This is a genomic window from Escherichia sp. KTE96 (assembly GCF_000408525.1).
Classification (GTDB): Bacteria; Pseudomonadota; Gammaproteobacteria; order Enterobacterales; family Enterobacteriaceae; genus Escherichia; species Escherichia marmotae.
In genome coordinates this window covers 632856-649669 of the sequence record NZ_KE137149.1, presented here as the reverse complement: position 1 = coordinate 649669, position 16814 = coordinate 632856, and the positions used below count along the sequence as shown (strand labels likewise).

Below are 16814 nucleotides of genomic sequence, written 5' to 3'. Positions count from 1 at the left end.
GGAAACGGCGAGATGCTTCACATTTTTCCGGATTACTGCGAAAAAGGGACAAAAAAACCGGGTTTCCCCGGTTTCAGAGTGATGATAAAAGCAAAACTGCATGATGCGCTACACTTTCCTTCAACATGTTGAATTTACAACATTTTATAGGCCAGATAAGGCGTTCACGTCGCATCTGGCATAAACAAAGCGCACTTTGCCAACAATGTTGAATTACGGCTTCGCTACAAAACCAATTGCTTCGTAAACCGCTTTCAGCGTGCGGGAAGCGTGTGCGCTGGCTTTTTCTGCGCCGTCTTTCATCACCTGTTGTAGGAAGGCTTCGTCATTGCGGAAACGGTGATAACGCTCCTGCAATTCAGTCAACATTCCGGAAACCGCTTCTGCCACTTCGCCTTTCAGATGACCATACATTTTGCCTTCGAACTGTTTTTCCAGCTCCGGGATGCTCTGGCCAGTCACTGCAGAAAGGATATCCAGCAGGTTAGAAACCCCCGCTTTGTTCTGCACGTCGTAGCGAACTACTGGCGGCTCGTCGGAATCAGTGACCGCACGCTTGATTTTCTTCACTACCGATTTCGGATCTTCCAGCAGGCCGATAACGTTATTGCGGTTATCGTCAGACTTGGACATCTTTTTGGTCGGCTCCAGCAAAGACATTACGCGCGCGCCAGATTTCGGAATATACGGCTCTGGCACTTTAAAGATATCGCCATACAGCGCGTTGAAACGCTGGGCGATATCACGGCTCAGTTCCAGGTGCTGTTTCTGATCCTCACCGACCGGCACCAGGTTGGTTTGATACAGCAGGATATCTGCTGCCATCAGCACCGGATAGTCAAACAGACCAGCGTTGATATTCTCAGCGTAACGTGCAGATTTATCTTTGAACTGAGTCATGCGGCTCAGCTCACCGAAATAGGTATAGCAGTTCAGCGCCCAACCTAACTGTGCGTGTTCCGGTACGTGGGACTGAACAAAGATGGTGCTTTTCTCAGGATCGATGCCACAAGCCAGATACAGTGCTAACGTATCCAGCGTCGCTTTACGCAGCTTCTGTGCATCCTGGCGCACGGTAATAGCGTGTTGGTCAACGATACAGTAAATGCAATGGTAGTCATCCTGCATGTTTACCCACTGACGCAGCGCACCCATGTAGTTACCAATGGTCAATTCACCTGAAGGCTGTGCGCCACTAAAAACGATGGGCTTAGTCATTTTTCGATTCCTGATTTTCGCTTTGCGGAAGCCCTAATGCGGGCAGAAGGTCATTGAGAGACTGATAAATTACATCAGGCTGGCTAAGTTCGATAGCCTCGCCGTAGTTATATCCATAGGTTAAGCCAACAGAAGGACAACCGGCCGCTTTTGCCGCCTGAATATCATTGCGAGAGTCGCCAACAAACAGCATTTGTTGTGGAGCAATGCCCATACGTTCAGCCACCAGTAACAGCGGATCCGGATGCGGCTTTTTGTTTTGTACGTCATCGCCACCGATGACCACGCTAAAGTATTTGGCGATATCTAAAGCTTCAAGCAATGGCGCAACAAACGGCGTCGGTTTGTTCGTGACCAGACCTAACGGCAAGCCTTTGGCCTGCAACGCACCGAGCGTATCGGCAACGTGTGGAAACAAAAACGTCCCTTCTTCAGCAACCTCGCCATAGTAGCGGTCAAACAGCTTACGCATAATACGCACCTGTTCTTGCAATGGGATGTCGTCATCAACAGGCGGCTTACCCATCGTTTTACGCAGGGTCGCACGTTCCTGACGCGCCCAGGTCAGTGCTCGTTCCATCAGAACATCTGCGCCGTTACCAATCCAGGTAATAACTCTTTCTTCGCCTGCGACAGGTAACTCCAGCGCGTACAGCGCCATATCTACCGCGGCAGCAAGACCGGGAGCACTGTCAACCAGCGTGCCATCGAGATCGAAGGCAACGCCCCGAATATCTTCAAACTTATTCATGACTTACCTTTGCCAGTTCACTGCGCATTTCATCAATGACTTTTTTGTAGTCTGGCTGGTCGAAAATGGCCGAACCAGCGACGAACATATCCGCACCCGCCGCAGCGATTTCGCCAATGTTATTAACCTTCACTCCGCCATCCACTTCCAGGCGGATATCAAAACCAGACTCGTCGATGCGGCGACGCACTTCGCGTAGTTTATCTAACGTTTGCGGAATGAAAGACTGACCGCCAAAACCGGGGTTAACTGACATCAGCAGGATCACATCCAGCTTATCCATCACATAGTCCAGATAACTCAACGGCGTGGCCGGGTTGAACACCAGACCCGCTTTACAGCCATTTTCTTTAATCAGTTGCAGCGTGCGATCAACGTGCTCTGAGGCTTCAGGATGAAAGGTAATGATGCTGGCACCTGCGGCAGCGAAATCCGGCACAATGCGATCAACCGGTTTCACCATCAAATGTACATCAATAGGGGCGGTAATGCCGTAGTTACGCAAGGATTTCAGCACCATAGGTCCAATCGTCAGGTTGGGAACGTAGTGGTTATCCATGACATCAAAATGCACGACATCAGCGCCGGCTGCCAGGGCTTTTGCGGTATCTTCACCCAGGCGGGCAAAATCAGCCGACAGAATTGAGGGGGCAATCAAATACTGTTTCATCCGCTTCTCCTTGAGAATTATTTTTTCGCGGGTGAAACGACTCCTGGTTTGTACAAAGCCAGCAGTTCGTCCACCTTTTTACGTGTGCCGCCGTTGCTGCTTATACTGCGTCGAACTTTGACGACATGCAATTTTGCGCGCTGATACCACTCGCGCGTTAGCGCAGTATCATGATTGGAAATCAGTACCGGGATCTGGCGATCAACCAGACCTTCAGCAATCTCCGCCAGATGCGCTTGTTGTTCAAGAGTAAAACTATTTGTGTGATACGCCGTAAAGTTGGCGGTTGCAGAAAGTGGAGCATAAGGCGGATCGCAATAAACGACGGATGCATCATCCGCGCGCGCCATGCTGTCGGCGTAAGACTCACAATAGAAAAAGGCATTCTGCGCTTTTTCGGCAAAGTGATACAACTCTGCTTCCGGGAAATAGGGTTTTTTGTAACGGCCGAATGGCACATTAAATTCACCGCGCAGATTGTAACGGCACAGACCGTTGTACCCGTAGCGATTCAGATATAAAAACAGTACCGCCCGGCGGAAGGGATCCTGACTTTTGTTGAACTCTTCGCGGAACTGATAGTAGACCTCAGCGCAATTTGTCTCAGGAACAAACAGCTCGTGAGCAGCCTGTACGTACTCATCGGTACGCGTCTTCACAATGTTGTAGAGGCTGATCAGGTCGCTATTGATATCAGCAAGGACATAACGAGAAAAGTCGGTGTTGAGAAACACCGACCCGGCACCCACAAAAGGCTCAACCAAACATTCGCCCTTAGGCAAATGTCGTTTAATATCATCAAGCAGGGGATATTTGCCCCCTGCCCACTTCAAAAAAGCGCGATTTTTCTTCATGCTGACTAACTAATTACACCTTCTCCGGCTGTGGAGAAAGCTCCGACAGCATCCAGCGCTTCAGGCAGTTCCCGCAACGGTAAACCATTGCGGGAAATAGCCTTGATTACTTCAAATCGGCCTGTACCTGACGCAGCGGTTTCGCCCACGGGTTTTTGGCCTGAACATCGGCTGGCAATGTAGATACCGCTTTTTTCGCTTCTTCTTTCGAAGCGTACACGCCAGAAACCAGGACATACCACGGCTGACCGTTACGCGTCGTTTCATAGACAACGTAGTTTTTCAGATTCTCTTTCTTCGCCCAACCGTTCAGGTTGTCGTAGTTAGAAGAACTGCTTAGCTGCAGAGTGTAATGGCTGGACGGTGCCGATTTCAACGAGCCGACATTGCCTGTGGTCTTCGCCCCAGCGGCTGGTGTTGCCGTGGTTTGCGCCGGAGATGCCGTTTGTGCAGGCTCCGTGCTGGCGGTCGCTTTCGGCGCAGGCGTTGCTACTGGCGTAGAAGTCGCAGCAGGTGCCCTGGTGCTCACCACTGGCGCAACCGGTTCAGTATGCTTCGGCTGTTGTGCTACTGGCTTCGGTTCCGTTTTCACGGTTGCTTGCGGTTTCTTCGGTTCAATCACCGTCTGCTGACGTGCCGGACGCGTGGTGGTCGGACGTTCAGCAGTTTGCGTTTTCGCCGTATCACGCGATGCATTGCCATTGCGAACTGGGGCTACAGTCGCAGGTTCGGTCGGCAGCGTGGAGTTGACCGCCACATTGTTCAACTGCTGCTGATTTTGTGGTTGTGTCAGCGCGTTATTCAGATCGCCCTGCACTTCAACACGTTGCTGCCCATCCATTGCCGCCGGGGATTGCCCCTGGGTCGGCGTAGAAGATATCGGTGGCAGAGAAACATCCTGCTGGGTATTTTGCGCAGACGTGGTTCCCGGCGCTGGCTGCACACCATTCGCCTGATCGACCGCATTACCAGAAAGATCAATACTCTTCTCACCAGACGCAGTTTGATCGCTGGAAGAGGTCGAGGGGGCTTTTAGCGCAGAACCGATACCGATGATCAACAACAACAGAACCAGAATGCCGACGCCCATCATCATATACTGACGAGAAGCCGGTTTGCTGGCTGCTTTTTTACGCTTACGCGGACGACGCTCTACGCGCTCTTCATCCACAGCTTCATCTTCGGAATCATCAATTTCTTCTTCGATTTCCGGTTCCTCATTGCGCTCTTTTTGCGCACGAGTCGGACGGCGATCGTCAGTGTCATCAAGTTCAATATCATCAAAATTGATCTGCGGTTCGCCACGTTCAGTACGTTCTGAACGCTCAGAAGATTGACGAGAACGACCAGTACGACGATCGCTGGGATCGGGTTTCAGCTCGTCTTCTGGTTTGAATTCATCCATTTAACACCCCACTAAAAGGTTAATGCTTACCACGTTGCAATTAACCTGAAGCTAATAGACCACTTAATAAGCGGCCTGACCTTTCTTGTTGTTACGCTGATTGACAATCGGCAATAGCATTAAGAACAAGCTCGTGCGATACGCCGCCGCGAACTTCGCTCTTACCAATTGCCAACGGAAGAATTAAGCGCATTTCTCCCGCAAGGACTTTCTTGTCACGCAGCATATGCGGTAAATATGCCTGCGCGGACATTTCGCGCGGCCCATTAACCGGTAACCCAGCCCGCGTGAGCAGAGTAATAATACGCTGCGTTTCGGCAGAACTGAACTGCCCAAGACGTTCCGACGTCCGCGCCGCCATCACCATACCTGCAGCAACCGCTTCGCCGTGTAACCAATTGCCATAGCCCATTTCAGCTTCAATGGCATGACCAAAGGTATGTCCCAGATTCAGTAAAGCACGTAAGCCGGATTCGCGCTCGTCGGCAGCAACAACTTCTGCTTTCAGCTCGCAACAACGACGAATACAGTACGCCATTGCCGAACCATCCAGACCGAGCAATGCATCCAGATTATCTTCCAGCCAGTTGAAAAACTCACCGTCAAGAATAATGCCGTATTTGATGACTTCCGCCAGCCCCGAAGCTAACTCTCGCGGGGGGAGCGTTTTCAGACAGTCGAGATCCACCACCACGGATGCTGGCTGATAAAAAGCGCCAATCATATTTTTACCGAGGGGATGGTTGACTGCGGTTTTGCCGCCGACGGAAGAGTCCACCTGCGACAGCAGTGTCGTCGGGACTTGAATGAAGCGAACACCGCGCTGATAGCTCGCCGCTGCAAAACCGGTAAGATCGCCCACTACACCGCCACCAAGCGCTACCAGCGTCGTATCGCGACCGTGCGGCTTTTGCAACAACGCCGTAAAAACGGTGTCGAGCACTGCCAGGCTTTTATACTGCTCGCCGTCAGGAAGGATAACGCTATCAACGTTAACACCCGCCTGTTCAAGTACGCCGCGAACCTTATCGAGATACAAGGGAGCCAGGGTTTCGTTGGTGACCAACATCACCTGCTCGCCCGATTTCAGCGGTAAGAATGAAGCTGGTTCGTTAAACAAACCAGATGCGATGGTAATTGGGTAACTACGTTCCCCGAGAGTAACGACTATCCTCTCCATAACGCGACATCCACCTTAATTACTGTACCCGCAGACGAGTGTATATAAAGCCAGAATTAGTTGCTTTCCAGCATGTGAATAATCTGGTTTGCGACCACTTTGGCGCTTTGATCATCAGTACGAATGGTCACGTCGGCAATCTCTTCATACAGCGGATTGCGTTCATTAGCCAACGCTTCCAGAACTTCACGCGGCGGCGTTTCAACGTGCAGCAACGGGCGTTTTTTATCACGCTGCGTGCGCGCAAGTTGCTTTTCGATGGTCGTTTCAAGATAAACGACAACACCACGTGCGGAAAGACGGTTACGCGTTTCGCGGGATTTCACAGAGCCGCCGCCAGTAGCCAGCACAATACCCTGCTTCTCGGTCAACTCATTGATGACCTTTTCTTCGCGTTCGCGGAAGCCTTCTTCGCCTTCTAAATCGAAAACCCAGCCCACATCAGCTCCGGTTCGTTTCTCAATCTCTTGATCGGAATCGTAAAATTCCATATTGAGTTGTTGAGCTAACTGGCGCCCAATAGTGCTTTTTCCGGCACCCATAGGCCCAACCAGAAAGATATTGCGTTTCTCTGCCATTTTTTCGGTACTACTAAGACTATTCGTTAATGATAAACCCGCTTCGCTCAGAGAGCGCCGCAGGACATGAACTGAAACCTCATAAGATATTGCGAGAGTCAGACTGAAAATTATCTCAATACTCCAGCGGGTTTGGCAACTGAATAAATCGCCCCTCCCTCTGCATATCTGGTCGTTGCAGGTGCACTGCCTTGCTATCACCGCTCTGGCGATAAATCACCGGGTAAGATTAGCGTAAAAAAGACAGCAAAATGCCGCGTGAAAGATAAATCACCATCATATAACGCAGGCAGCAAGGAACACCGACTCTCAAATCGGTACTCCTTGTATGCTAAATACCTGCGCACGTCAAATAGATGAAACATGTTCAGCATAAAAACATCGCCGTTTTTGCGGTGATTTACTCACTGGAAACCAACCGTGGCGTGATAAACACCACTAACTCACGTCGTTCATCTTCTTTTCCGTCATGACGAAATAATTGCCCGAACCAGGGGATATCGCCCAGCAGCGGTACGCTATCCTGTCCCGATTTATTTTTACGGGTAAAGATGCCGCCCAGTGCCAACGTTTCTCCGCTTTTGACCTCGACTTGCGTTTCGATCTCCTGCTTATCAATTGCCAGCACTTCGCCATCGGCTTGTTGAAGGACCTGCCCCGGAACGTTCTGGCTGATGTGTAATTTCAGCCGGATGCGACCTTTTTGTAACACTGTAGGCGTGACCTCCATTCCCAGTACGGCCTCTTTAAATTCCACCGACGTCGCGCCGCTTTCACCGCTGGAAACCTGATACGGGATCTCGCTTCCTTGTTTAATGCTGGCAGGCTGGAGATGCGAGGCCAGCAGACGCGGGCTGGCGATAATATCCAGTTGCTGTTTTTGTTCGAGTGCGGAAAGCTCCAAATCCAGTAAACGCCCGTTGATGCGCCCAATGTTAAACCCGATATGCGTCGTCGCCGTCGCCACGGAAAGATCGCTTCCAAGTGCGGTCACTTGCCCAACGCCGCCAGCTTGTTGCGCATCTGCCAGCGTCCATTTCACCCCCAATTCCCGCAAACTTTTTTCATTAATAGTGACAATATGCGCCGACAGTTCAACTTGCCCGACCGGCAAATCCATTTGCGCAACCCACTGTTCCAGCGCAGTTAACGCAGCTTTGTTATCACGTAGCAAAAGGCGATTGGTGCGTTTATCGACGGTCATACTGCCTTTGGCGCTAAGCAACTTCTCCCCTGCTTTCGCCAGCTCTCCGGCATCTGCGTATTGCAGAGTAATATTGCGATTTTCCAGCGGAAGATTCGCCTGCGCCCGCGCCTGTTCAGCCTCCTGACGGGCGATATTGTCATTCTGCCAGGCAACAGAATGCACCGAGAGAATGTTGCCTTCCTGGCGCGTTATCAGCCCGGCGCTTTTCACTACGGTTTGTAGTGCCTGCTTCCAGGGAACGTCAGTGAGATGTAATGACACCGTACCGTTGACGTCAGGCGAGACCACCAGGTTTAACTTTTCCTGTTCAGCCAGTGCCTGTAAAACCTGAGCTACCGGAACATCATCCACCATCAGCGTGACTTTTTGCGGCTTTGCCGCCTGTACGATGGGTATCATGATTATCAGCAGTAGCGCGGCTATCCATTGCTTCATTTTTATCTCCTTGCCGTTGCCACAACCACTGTGGCGGTTCGCAGTTTTTTCCGGTTCTCAGCGTTAATGTTTCTGGCGTCAGTTGAAAAATCGTCCAGCCATTCTCCAGCACATCGTTTTGCTGTACCCGTCGCCATTTCTTTTGGCCATCTTTTATTACGCCAATAACGCGGTCGCCTCGCCCTATTATTCCCTGATAACGCCACTGGCTGAGTTCGCTAATCCGGCATATATCCTCCGGCGGTTTAAAAGGGTCACGCATCCCCGTTAAAAGGCATAATGCAACACCCGCCAACAACCAGCGTTTACCCCTCATGTGGCGTCTCCAGTTGTAGCGTGAACAAAAGTTCATCACCTTCCACGCTTAACGAAAAACGGCTCACGCTGACATTGCGTTCTGCCAGGCGTGTAAATGCAGACGGCACCGCTTCCCAAAGCGTTTTCAACGCCAACTCGCCTCCCTGGGCGGACGGGTGCCAGTAAACCAGTTGCGCGCCGGGCAACTGAAAATCCAGCGGCGAAAATGGCAATGTCTTTTCTTCGCTGATGAGAGTGGTATCTACCAGGCGATACAGTGCGACGGATTGCTGGTGATTCGTTGCTCGCAGTCGGGTTAATGCATCGCTCTCTTCCTGGCGTGCCAATGAAAGAAAGAGGAGCGTGAATAACACCAGCAACCAGAGCGTCCACCCAAACAGGCGGATACGGGGTGATGTGGCATACCACCAGTCAAAGAACGTGTTCATCGCTAACTTTCCTTGTTAACCGATACTCAAATTGCCAGCGTCCTTGTGCATCCTGCTGCGTGGCCCCACGCTGGTTGAGCTGAAAAGTAGCATCCTGACGAAGTGACGTTTCCAGCGCATTTAACGCGGTAATGTTCGCCGTAAGTCCCTTTACCTCCAGCGTTCCCTGCTGCCAGCTTATCGTGGTCAGCCAGGCGTGCTCCGGTAAAAGCGTCGCCAGTGACTCCAGTGCAGATTGCCAGTCGCGGGTAAATTGTCGCTGGCGCTGACGTTGCAAACGCTGTTCGCGAAATTGTTGGCGCTCCAGCAAACGCGGCTTAGTAACCTGTAAGCCACGGGCAAGTTGCTGTTCTGCCTGAAGTAAAACAGCATCTACGCGAGCTTCGGCGTTGCTTGTCAGACGCAGCATTTGCGTTATCACAACAGCCAACAGCAAAGGAGCAACGAACATCAGCAACCAGAAGCGAAAAAAGGTTGTCCGGCGTTGCTGTCGCCAGGGCAAAAAATTGATTGGCGGATTCATCAGCGCGTCTCCCCAAGCGCCAGACCCAGCGCAATAGCGAAGTCTCCACCAGGCGGCGGTAACGGCGGCTGACGAACAGAAACCGCGTCCCAGGGGTCAAATCCACCTTCACCACATATCGCGACACTTTCGGGGTCAACAGCTAACGCCGCCGCCAGCTCATTCGCGCTTGTCATCCCTACCGCCAGTTTGCGCCCCCAGCTATAACGCGTCGCCCATAGCCACTGTTCGTTATCACGCCAGGCCAGGCACCGCTGATGAGAGGGTAAAAAAGGCAGGAATCGCTGCAAAGCGCAGGCGTCTGGGGTAATCGCACTAACGTGAACACGCAATCTTTCTGCCAGGGTAAGCAGCGTCGCCAGCTCTTTGCTTTGCGCAGCGGTCACGTTATAAGCAGGGCTTAGCGAATCTTCGCTGTAATCAAAGCGCAGGGAGTCCGGTTCCATATCCAGCTCGCGGGCCATCGTACCTGTCAGCCAGGCCGTTTGCTCCCGTTCACCGAGGGACATCGCCGGACGCGGTATTGCCCTCTGTAACGTGCGGCTGGCAGGAAATGCCAACATAATGTGATGACGGCGCGGCAGTTCACGACTCCACGGTAACAACGTTTTGGCCAGCCGTTCCGCGTCAATAATGCGCCCATCTTTGATAATGTCTGTTGCCAGCGGCAAGCGCCACCAGCGTTGTAAAAAGCATTCTTTAGCGCCACGCACGATAGCAACCGCCACCGCTTCTTGCTGTTGTAAATGCAAACCAATTTGCCAGATCTTAAATGCCATTGTGATGATCTCCTTATCCCCCGTCACTCTGACGGGTATATCAATGCGTCTGGCTTGCCTTTATACTACCGCGCGTTTGTTTATAAACTGCCCAAATGAAACTAAATGGGAAATTTCCAGTGAAGTTCGTAAAGTATTTATTGATCCTTGCAGTCTGTTGCATTCTGCTGGGAGCAGGCTCGATTTATGGCCTCTACCGCTACATCGAGCCACAACTGCCGGATGTGGCGACATTAAAAGATGTACGCCTGCAAATTCCGATGCAGATTTACAGTGCCGATGGCGAGCTAATTGCTCAATACGGTGAAAAACGTCGTATTCCGGTTACGTTGGATCAAATCCCGCCGGAAATGGTGAAAGCCTTTATTGCGACGGAAGACAGCCGCTTCTACGAGCATCACGGTGTTGACCCGGTGGGGATCTTCCGTGCGGCAAGCGTGGCGCTGTTCTCCGGCCACGCATCACAAGGGGCGAGCACCATCACCCAACAACTGGCGAGAAACTTCTTCCTGAGTCCAGAACGCACGTTGATGCGTAAAATTAAGGAAGTCTTCCTTGCGATTCGTATTGAACAGTTGCTGACGAAAGACGAAATCCTCGAGCTTTATCTGAACAAGATTTACCTCGGTTACCGCGCCTATGGTGTCGGTGCTGCGGCACAAGTCTATTTCGGTAAAACGGTCGATCAATTGACGCTGAACGAAATGGCGGTGATTGCCGGGCTACCGAAAGCCCCCTCCACCTTCAACCCGCTCTACTCTATGGATCGTGCCGTTGCGCGACGGAACGTCGTGCTGTCGCGAATGTTGGACGAAGGGTATATCACTCAACAGCAGTACGCTCAGACACGCACTGAGCCGGTTAACGCCAACTATCACGCTCCGGAGATCGCCTTCTCAGCGCCGTATCTCACCGAAATGGTACGCCAGGAGATGTATAACCGTTACGGCGAAAGCGCTTATGAAGACGGTTATCGCATTTACACTACCATTACCCGCAAAGTGCAGCAGGCCGCACAGCAAGCAGTACGTAATAACGTTCTGGACTACGACATGCGTCATGGCTATCGCGGCCCAGCCAATGTGCTGTGGAAAGCAGGTGAGTCAGCGTGGGATGACAAAAAGATTACCGATACGCTGAAGGCGCTGCCGACCTATGGTCCGCTGCTGCCTGCCGCGGTCACCCGCGCCAACCCGCAGGAAGCGACAGCAATGCTGGCGGACGGAACATCTGTAACGCTGCGAATGGAAGGAGTGCGCTGGGCGCGGCCTTATCGTTCAGATACTCAGCAGGGACCGACGCCGCGTAAAGTGAGCGATGTTGTGCAAACAGGTCAGCAAATCTGGGTTCGCCAGATGGGCGATGCCTGGTGGCTGGCACAGGTGCCGGAAGTGAACTCTGCGCTGGTATCGATCAATCCACAAAACGGCGCGGTTATGGCGCTGGTCGGTGGCTTTGACTTCAACCAGAGCAAATTTAACCGCGCCACCCAGGCGCTGCGTCAGGTTGGTTCGAATATCAAGCCTTTCCTCTACACCGCAGCGATGGATAAAGGTCTGACGCTGGCAAGTATGTTGAACGATGTGCCGATTTCCCGCTGGGATGCAGGCGCGGGTTCAGACTGGCAGCCGAAAAACTCACCACCGCAGTATGCCGGTCCAATCCGTTTACGCCAGGGGCTGGGTCAGTCGAAAAACGTGGTAATGGTACGAGCGATGCGTGCGATGGGCGTGGACTATGCCGCAGAGTATTTGCAACGCTTCGGCTTCCCGGCACAAAACATTGTCCACACTGAATCGCTGGCGCTGGGTTCTGCTTCCTTCACGCCGCTACAGGTGGCGCGTGGGTACGCAGTGATGGCTAATGGTGGCTTCCTGGTTGACCCCTGGTTTATCAGCAAAATTGAAAACGACCAGGGTGGCGTGATTTTCGAAGCTAAACCGAAAGTAGCCTGCCCGGAATGTGATATTCCGGTGATTTACGGTGATACGCAAAAATCGAACGTGCTGGAAAATAGCGACGTTGAAGATGTTGCTACCTCTCGCTCGCAGCAGAATGTTTCCGTTCCAATGCCGCAACTGGAGCAGGCTAATCAGACATTAGTGGCGAAGACTGGCGCGCCAGAGTACGCACCGCACGTCATCAGCACACCGCTGGCATTCCTGATTAAGAGCGCCCTGAACACCAATATCTTTGGTGAACCAGGTTGGCAGGGCACCGGCTGGCGCGCAGGCCGTGATTTACAACGTCATGATATTGGCGGGAAAACCGGGACAACCAACAGCTCGAAAGATGCGTGGTTTTCGGGTTACGGTCCAGGCGTTGTGACCTCGGTATGGATTGGCTTTGACGATCACCGCCGCAATCTCGGCCACACCACGGCTTCCGGCGCGATTAAAGATCAGATCTCGGGTTATGAAGGTGGAGCGAAGAGCGCGCAGCCAGCATGGGATGCTTATATGAAAGCCGTGCTGGAAGGCGTGCCGGAACAACCGTTAACACCGCCACCAGGCATTGTGACGGTGAATATCGATCGCAGCACCGGGCAACTGGCCAGCGGCGGTAACAGCCGCGAAGAGTATTTCATCGAAGGTACGCAGCCTACACAGCAGGCGGTGCGCGAGGTAGGTACAACCATTATTGATAATGGTGAGGCGCAGGAATTGTTCTAAAAACGACGCCCGGCAGCGTTAATGTTGCCGGGCTTTTTTACTATGGAAGATATCAACGAAAATGGAAATTCACTCCCCTTCTCTTTCAGAGAATTGCAGCGAAATCAGTCGTCAGTTCACCAGGCAATATGCCCCGTTCAGCCTCAACCAGACTGATTTTCTAACCATCAATGGCCTTGTTCTACGAAGATATCATCCAGATAAAGTGCCACGCCTGCACAAAGCGACTCTCTATGACATCATTGCTGTCACGTTTTTCTTGCTATTCCCTGCATCTCTCGTGATTTTAGGGATATTTAATATAGAAATTGAATTATCAGTCTGGAATAACATCACCGATGACCTTCTGTTTATACTCAACAAAAACAAAGTATTAATTATCGTATTTTGGCTACATGGTATGTTTTTTTCAGTAAAGACCTACTGGACAAGACATAAACTGAAGAAAGCGCAATCTGCTCTCTACAATCAAACAGCAATGAAGGAAGGATTGAACTTTAAAATCGATGAGACTGGTGTTAAATGCTGGAAAAAATCTGGCACCCACAGCTTTTGTGTCTGGTCAGAGATAAATGACCTTATCCCCTATAAAGATATATTTGTATTGGTTATGAACAAGTCAAGTTTTATATGGCTGAGTGATAAAGAAGAGGAAGCACTGGCGTTTATTCACGAAAAACTCGCCCAGTCACGCCAGCCTGCATAACCAGGGGCTTTACAACCGCCCCTGCCCCTTCAACCACTCGCGCACGAGGAACAGCGCACTGACATTGCGCGCTTCATTGAAGTCAGGCTCTTCGAGCAAATCCATCATATGCGCCAGCGGCCAGCGAACCTGCGGTAGCGGCTCTGGCTCATCGCCTTCCAGCGATTCCGGGTAGAGATCCTGCGCTACCACAATATTCATTTTGCTGGAAAAGTAAGACGGCGCCATGCTGAGTTTCTTCAAAAAAGTCAGATCGTTCGCACCAAATCCCACTTCTTCTTTTAGCTCGCGGTTAGCTGCTTCGTAGACGCTTTCACCGGGATCAATCAGCCCTTTCGAAAACCCTAACTCGTAGGATTCAGTTCCCACCGCGTACTCACGAATCAGGATCAGATGGTCGTCCACAATAGGCACAATCATCACGGCTTCCCGGTTGGTTGGACGCATTCGTTCATAAACACGCCGCACGCCGTTGCTGAACTCCAGATCCACGCTTTCGACGGTAAACAATCGGGAACGGGCTACAGTTTCAACATTCAGAATGGTGGGTTTTTGTAATGATTTGCTCATCGTGGAATCTATGCTGTGAAATCAGCAGTTATTGTGCGATATCGGACACGCTTTCGGCAATGTGAATTGCATGTTATTTACATTTACGTAACCTAATAAATAATCATTCTCAAATCAAATAAAAAGTCAATAGGTTGAAATAAGTCCAGGAATTTGCTGATATTCCGCCCTCAGAGGGTTTGCTATGATCAGCGGTTACTGGGATGCGCTTAATGATGCTCAAGTTCAACTCCACGCTTGCCGATAGCCAACCGCAGAATCCTATATTGTGTCCAGGATGCGACTAACCACACCTGACAAATTAAGTAAGATGGGGAAAGCATGAGCACCATTGTGATTTTTTTAGCTGCTTTGCTGGCCTGCTCACTACTTGCAGGATGGCTGATAAAAGTACGCTCCAGGCGACGTCCACTGTCCTGGGCTAACGCCTTCGCTGATGCGCAAACGCGCAAACTCACTTCTGAAGAACGTAGCGCCGTTGAAAATTATCTCGACAGTCTGACGCAGGTTTTGCAGGTTCCCGGCCCAACGGGTGCCAGCACGGCTCCCGTTTCTCTGACCCTTAACGCCGAAAGCAACAACGTCATGATGTTGACGCACGCCATCACGCGTTATGGCATTTCTACCGACGATCCAAACAAATGGCGTTACTATCTCGATTCGGTGGAAGTCCACCTGCCCCCGTTCTGGGAGCAGTACATCAACGATGAAAATACCGTTGAACTGATCCATACCGATTCGCTGCCGCTGGTTATTTCACTCAACGGTCATACGCTGCAAGAGTACATGCAGGAAACTCGCGGCTATGCGTTACAGCCAGTCCCGTCAACGCAGGCGTCGATTCGCGGAGAAGAAAGCGAACAAATTGAATTACTCAATATTCGCAAAGAAACGCACGAAGAGTATGCGCTTAGTCGCCCGCGTGGGCTGCGTGAAGCGTTACTGATTGTCGCCTCCTTCCTGATGTTCTTTTTCTGCCTGATTACCCCGGATGTCTTTGTTCCGTGGCTGGCTGGTGGCGCATTACTGCTGCTGGGAGCAGGCCTGTGGGGGCTATTTGCACCGCCGGCAAAATCATCCCTGCGGGAGATCCACTGTCTGCGTGGTACGCCGCGTCGTTGGGGATTATTTGGCGAAAACGATCAGGAACAAATCAACAATATCTCGCTCGGTATTATCGACCTGGTCTATCCCGCGCACTGGCAGCCTTATATTGCCCAGGATCTGGGGCAGCAAACGGATATCGATATCTACCTTGATCGGCATGTGGTACGCCAGGGACGCTATCTTTCGCTGCATGACGAAGTGAAAAACTTCCCGCTGCAACACTGGCTACGCAGTACGATTATCGCTGCCGGATCGCTGCTGGTGCTGTTTATGCTGCTGTTCTGGATCCCGCTGGATATGCCGCTGAAATTCACCCTCTCCTGGATGAAAGGCGCGCAGACCATTGAGGCCACCAGCGTTAAACAACTGGCAGATGCCGGAGTACGTGTAGGCGATACCTTACGTCTTAGCGGTACAGGGATGTGTAATATCCGCACTTCCGGAACCTGGAGCGCGAAAACTAATTCACCGTTTTTGCCATTTGACTGCTCGCAGATCATCTGGAATGACGCCCGTTCATTGCCATTACCAGAGTCTGAACTGGTCAACAAGGCCACGGCACTGACCGAGGCAGTAAACCGCCAGTTGCACCCGAAACCGGATGATGAATCTCGCGTCAGCGCCTCATTGCGTTCAGCAATTCAGAAATCCGGCATGGTACTGCTTGATGACTTTGGCGACATTGTGCTGAAGACGGCTGATCTCTGTGCTGCCAAAGATGATTGTGTACGGTTGAAAAATGCGCTGGTAAATCTCGGCAACAGTAAGGACTGGGACGCACTGGTAAAACGCGCCAACGCCGGAAAACTCGACGGTGTCAATGTGTTACTCCGCCCGGTGAGTGCAGAATCACTCGATAACCTGGTGGAAACCTCTACAGCACCATTCATCACTCATGAAACGGCGCGAGCGGCGCAATCACTGAATAGCCCGGCACCGGGAGGATTCCTGATTGTCAGCGACGAAGGCAGTGATTTAGTCGATCAACCGTGGCCTGCGGTTTCGCTTTATGATTATCCGCCACAAGAGCAGTGGAACGCCTTCCAGAAGCTGGCACAAATGTTGATGCATACGCCTTTTAACGCCGAGGGGATCGTCACCAAAATTTTCACCGACGCCAACGGCACGCAGCATATCGGCCTGCACCCCATCCCGGATCGCTCCGGACTGTGGCGCTATCTGGGCACGACATTGCTGTTGCTAACGATGCTGGGCAGCGCCATCTATAATGGCGTACAGGCCTGGCGGCGATGCCAACGTCACCGTACCCGTATGCTAAAAATTCAGGAATACTACGAAAACTGCCTGAATTCGAAACTGCTGACATCTTCAGAAAGCCTCATCGAATAACACGTTTGCGCGGCAGGTTATGCTACCCTGTCGCGCAAATTGCTTCACTCTGGAGATTCCCCC

General features: G+C 51.6%; 16 protein-coding genes. 3 read left to right on the top strand and 13 right to left on the bottom strand.

The annotated features are described in order from the left end of the window. Window positions 1–213: 213 nt before the first annotated feature. The 12 genes from trpS to hofM all read right to left on the bottom strand — a co-directional run bounded on the left by trpS (window position 214) and on the right by hofM (window position 10346). Complete coding sequence (trpS, locus tag A1WG_RS11305) at window positions 214–1218, bottom strand: tryptophan--tRNA ligase (RefSeq protein WP_000165548.1); 1005 nt, start codon at window positions 1216–1218, stop codon at window positions 214–216. Next, a complete protein-coding gene (gene gph / locus A1WG_RS11310; protein ID WP_001517219.1) occupies window positions 1211–1969 on the bottom strand; it encodes a phosphoglycolate phosphatase in 759 nt (252 codons plus the stop codon). Before gph ends, trpS begins: the two co-directional genes overlap by 8 nt. Beyond that, entirely contained in the window at window positions 1962–2639 is a 678-nt protein-coding gene (gene rpe / locus A1WG_RS11315) for a ribulose-phosphate 3-epimerase (RefSeq protein ID WP_000816280.1), read from the bottom strand. Before rpe ends, gph begins: the two co-directional genes overlap by 8 nt. 17 nt (window positions 2640–2656) lie before the next feature. Then, on the bottom strand, window positions 2657–3493 hold the full coding sequence (dam, locus tag A1WG_RS11320; RefSeq protein ID WP_000742158.1) for an adenine-specific DNA-methyltransferase: 837 nt from the start codon (window positions 3491–3493) through the stop codon (window positions 2657–2659). Between the two features lie 106 nt (window positions 3494–3599). Next, entirely contained in the window at window positions 3600–4898 is a 1299-nt protein-coding gene (damX, locus tag A1WG_RS11325; RefSeq protein WP_001517220.1) for a cell division protein DamX, read from the bottom strand. 91 nt (window positions 4899–4989) lie between these two features. Then, window positions 4990–6078 (bottom strand): 3-dehydroquinate synthase, encoded by a 1089-nt coding sequence (gene aroB / locus A1WG_RS11330; protein ID WP_000439860.1) that lies wholly within the window; start codon window positions 6076–6078, stop codon window positions 4990–4992. Between the two features lie 56 nt (window positions 6079–6134). Then, on the bottom strand, window positions 6135–6656 hold the full coding sequence (gene aroK / locus A1WG_RS11335) for a shikimate kinase AroK (RefSeq protein WP_000818619.1): 522 nt from the start codon (window positions 6654–6656) through the stop codon (window positions 6135–6137). 400 nt (window positions 6657–7056) lie between these two features. After that, window positions 7057–8298 (bottom strand): DNA uptake porin HofQ, encoded by a 1242-nt coding sequence (gene hofQ / locus A1WG_RS11340; protein WP_071990327.1) that lies wholly within the window; start codon window positions 8296–8298, stop codon window positions 7057–7059. Then, the gene (locus A1WG_RS11345; protein WP_001517222.1) at window positions 8207–8614 is read right to left on the bottom strand and encodes a DUF2531 family protein; all 408 of its coding nucleotides are present in this window, start codon (window positions 8612–8614) and stop codon (window positions 8207–8209) included. Before A1WG_RS11345 ends, hofQ begins: the two co-directional genes overlap by 92 nt. After that, window positions 8604–9044 (bottom strand): HofO family protein, encoded by a 441-nt coding sequence (locus A1WG_RS11350; protein ID WP_001517223.1) that lies wholly within the window; start codon window positions 9042–9044, stop codon window positions 8604–8606. The genes A1WG_RS11345 and A1WG_RS11350 overlap by 11 nt, the downstream gene beginning before the upstream one ends. After that, window positions 9028–9567 carry a PilN domain-containing protein gene (locus A1WG_RS11355; protein ID WP_001517224.1) on the bottom strand — a complete coding sequence of 180 codons (540 nt, stop codon included), beginning with the start codon at window positions 9565–9567 and terminating at the stop codon, window positions 9028–9030. The genes A1WG_RS11350 and A1WG_RS11355 overlap by 17 nt, the downstream gene beginning before the upstream one ends. Next, window positions 9567–10346 carry a DNA utilization protein HofM gene (hofM, locus tag A1WG_RS11360; protein WP_000874538.1) on the bottom strand — a complete coding sequence of 260 codons (780 nt, stop codon included), beginning with the start codon at window positions 10344–10346 and terminating at the stop codon, window positions 9567–9569. The genes A1WG_RS11355 and hofM overlap by 1 nt, the downstream gene beginning before the upstream one ends. A gap of 119 nt (window positions 10347–10465) precedes the next feature. On the opposite strand from hofM, the gene mrcA reads away from it, so the two are divergent. Beyond that, the gene (gene mrcA, locus A1WG_RS11365) at window positions 10466–13018 is read left to right on the top strand and encodes a peptidoglycan glycosyltransferase/peptidoglycan DD-transpeptidase MrcA (RefSeq protein ID WP_001517225.1); all 2553 of its coding nucleotides are present in this window, start codon (window positions 10466–10468) and stop codon (window positions 13016–13018) included. A 61-nt stretch (window positions 13019–13079) separates the two neighbouring features. Continuing rightward, window positions 13080–13724 carry a hypothetical protein gene (locus A1WG_RS11370; RefSeq protein WP_001517226.1) on the top strand — a complete coding sequence of 215 codons (645 nt, stop codon included), beginning with the start codon at window positions 13080–13082 and terminating at the stop codon, window positions 13722–13724. 9 nt (window positions 13725–13733) lie between these two features. On the opposite strand, the gene nudE is transcribed toward A1WG_RS11370, so the two are convergent. After that, complete coding sequence (nudE, locus tag A1WG_RS11375; RefSeq protein WP_001517227.1) at window positions 13734–14294, bottom strand: ADP compounds hydrolase NudE; 561 nt, start codon at window positions 14292–14294, stop codon at window positions 13734–13736. Window positions 14295–14615: 321 nt separating this feature from the next. On the opposite strand from nudE, the gene igaA reads away from it, so the two are divergent. After that, window positions 14616–16751: an intracellular growth attenuator protein IgaA gene (igaA, locus tag A1WG_RS11380; protein WP_001517228.1), complete on the top strand. Its 2136-nt coding sequence runs from the start codon at window positions 14616–14618 to the stop codon at window positions 16749–16751. The last annotated feature ends 63 nt before the right edge of the window (window positions 16752–16814 follow it).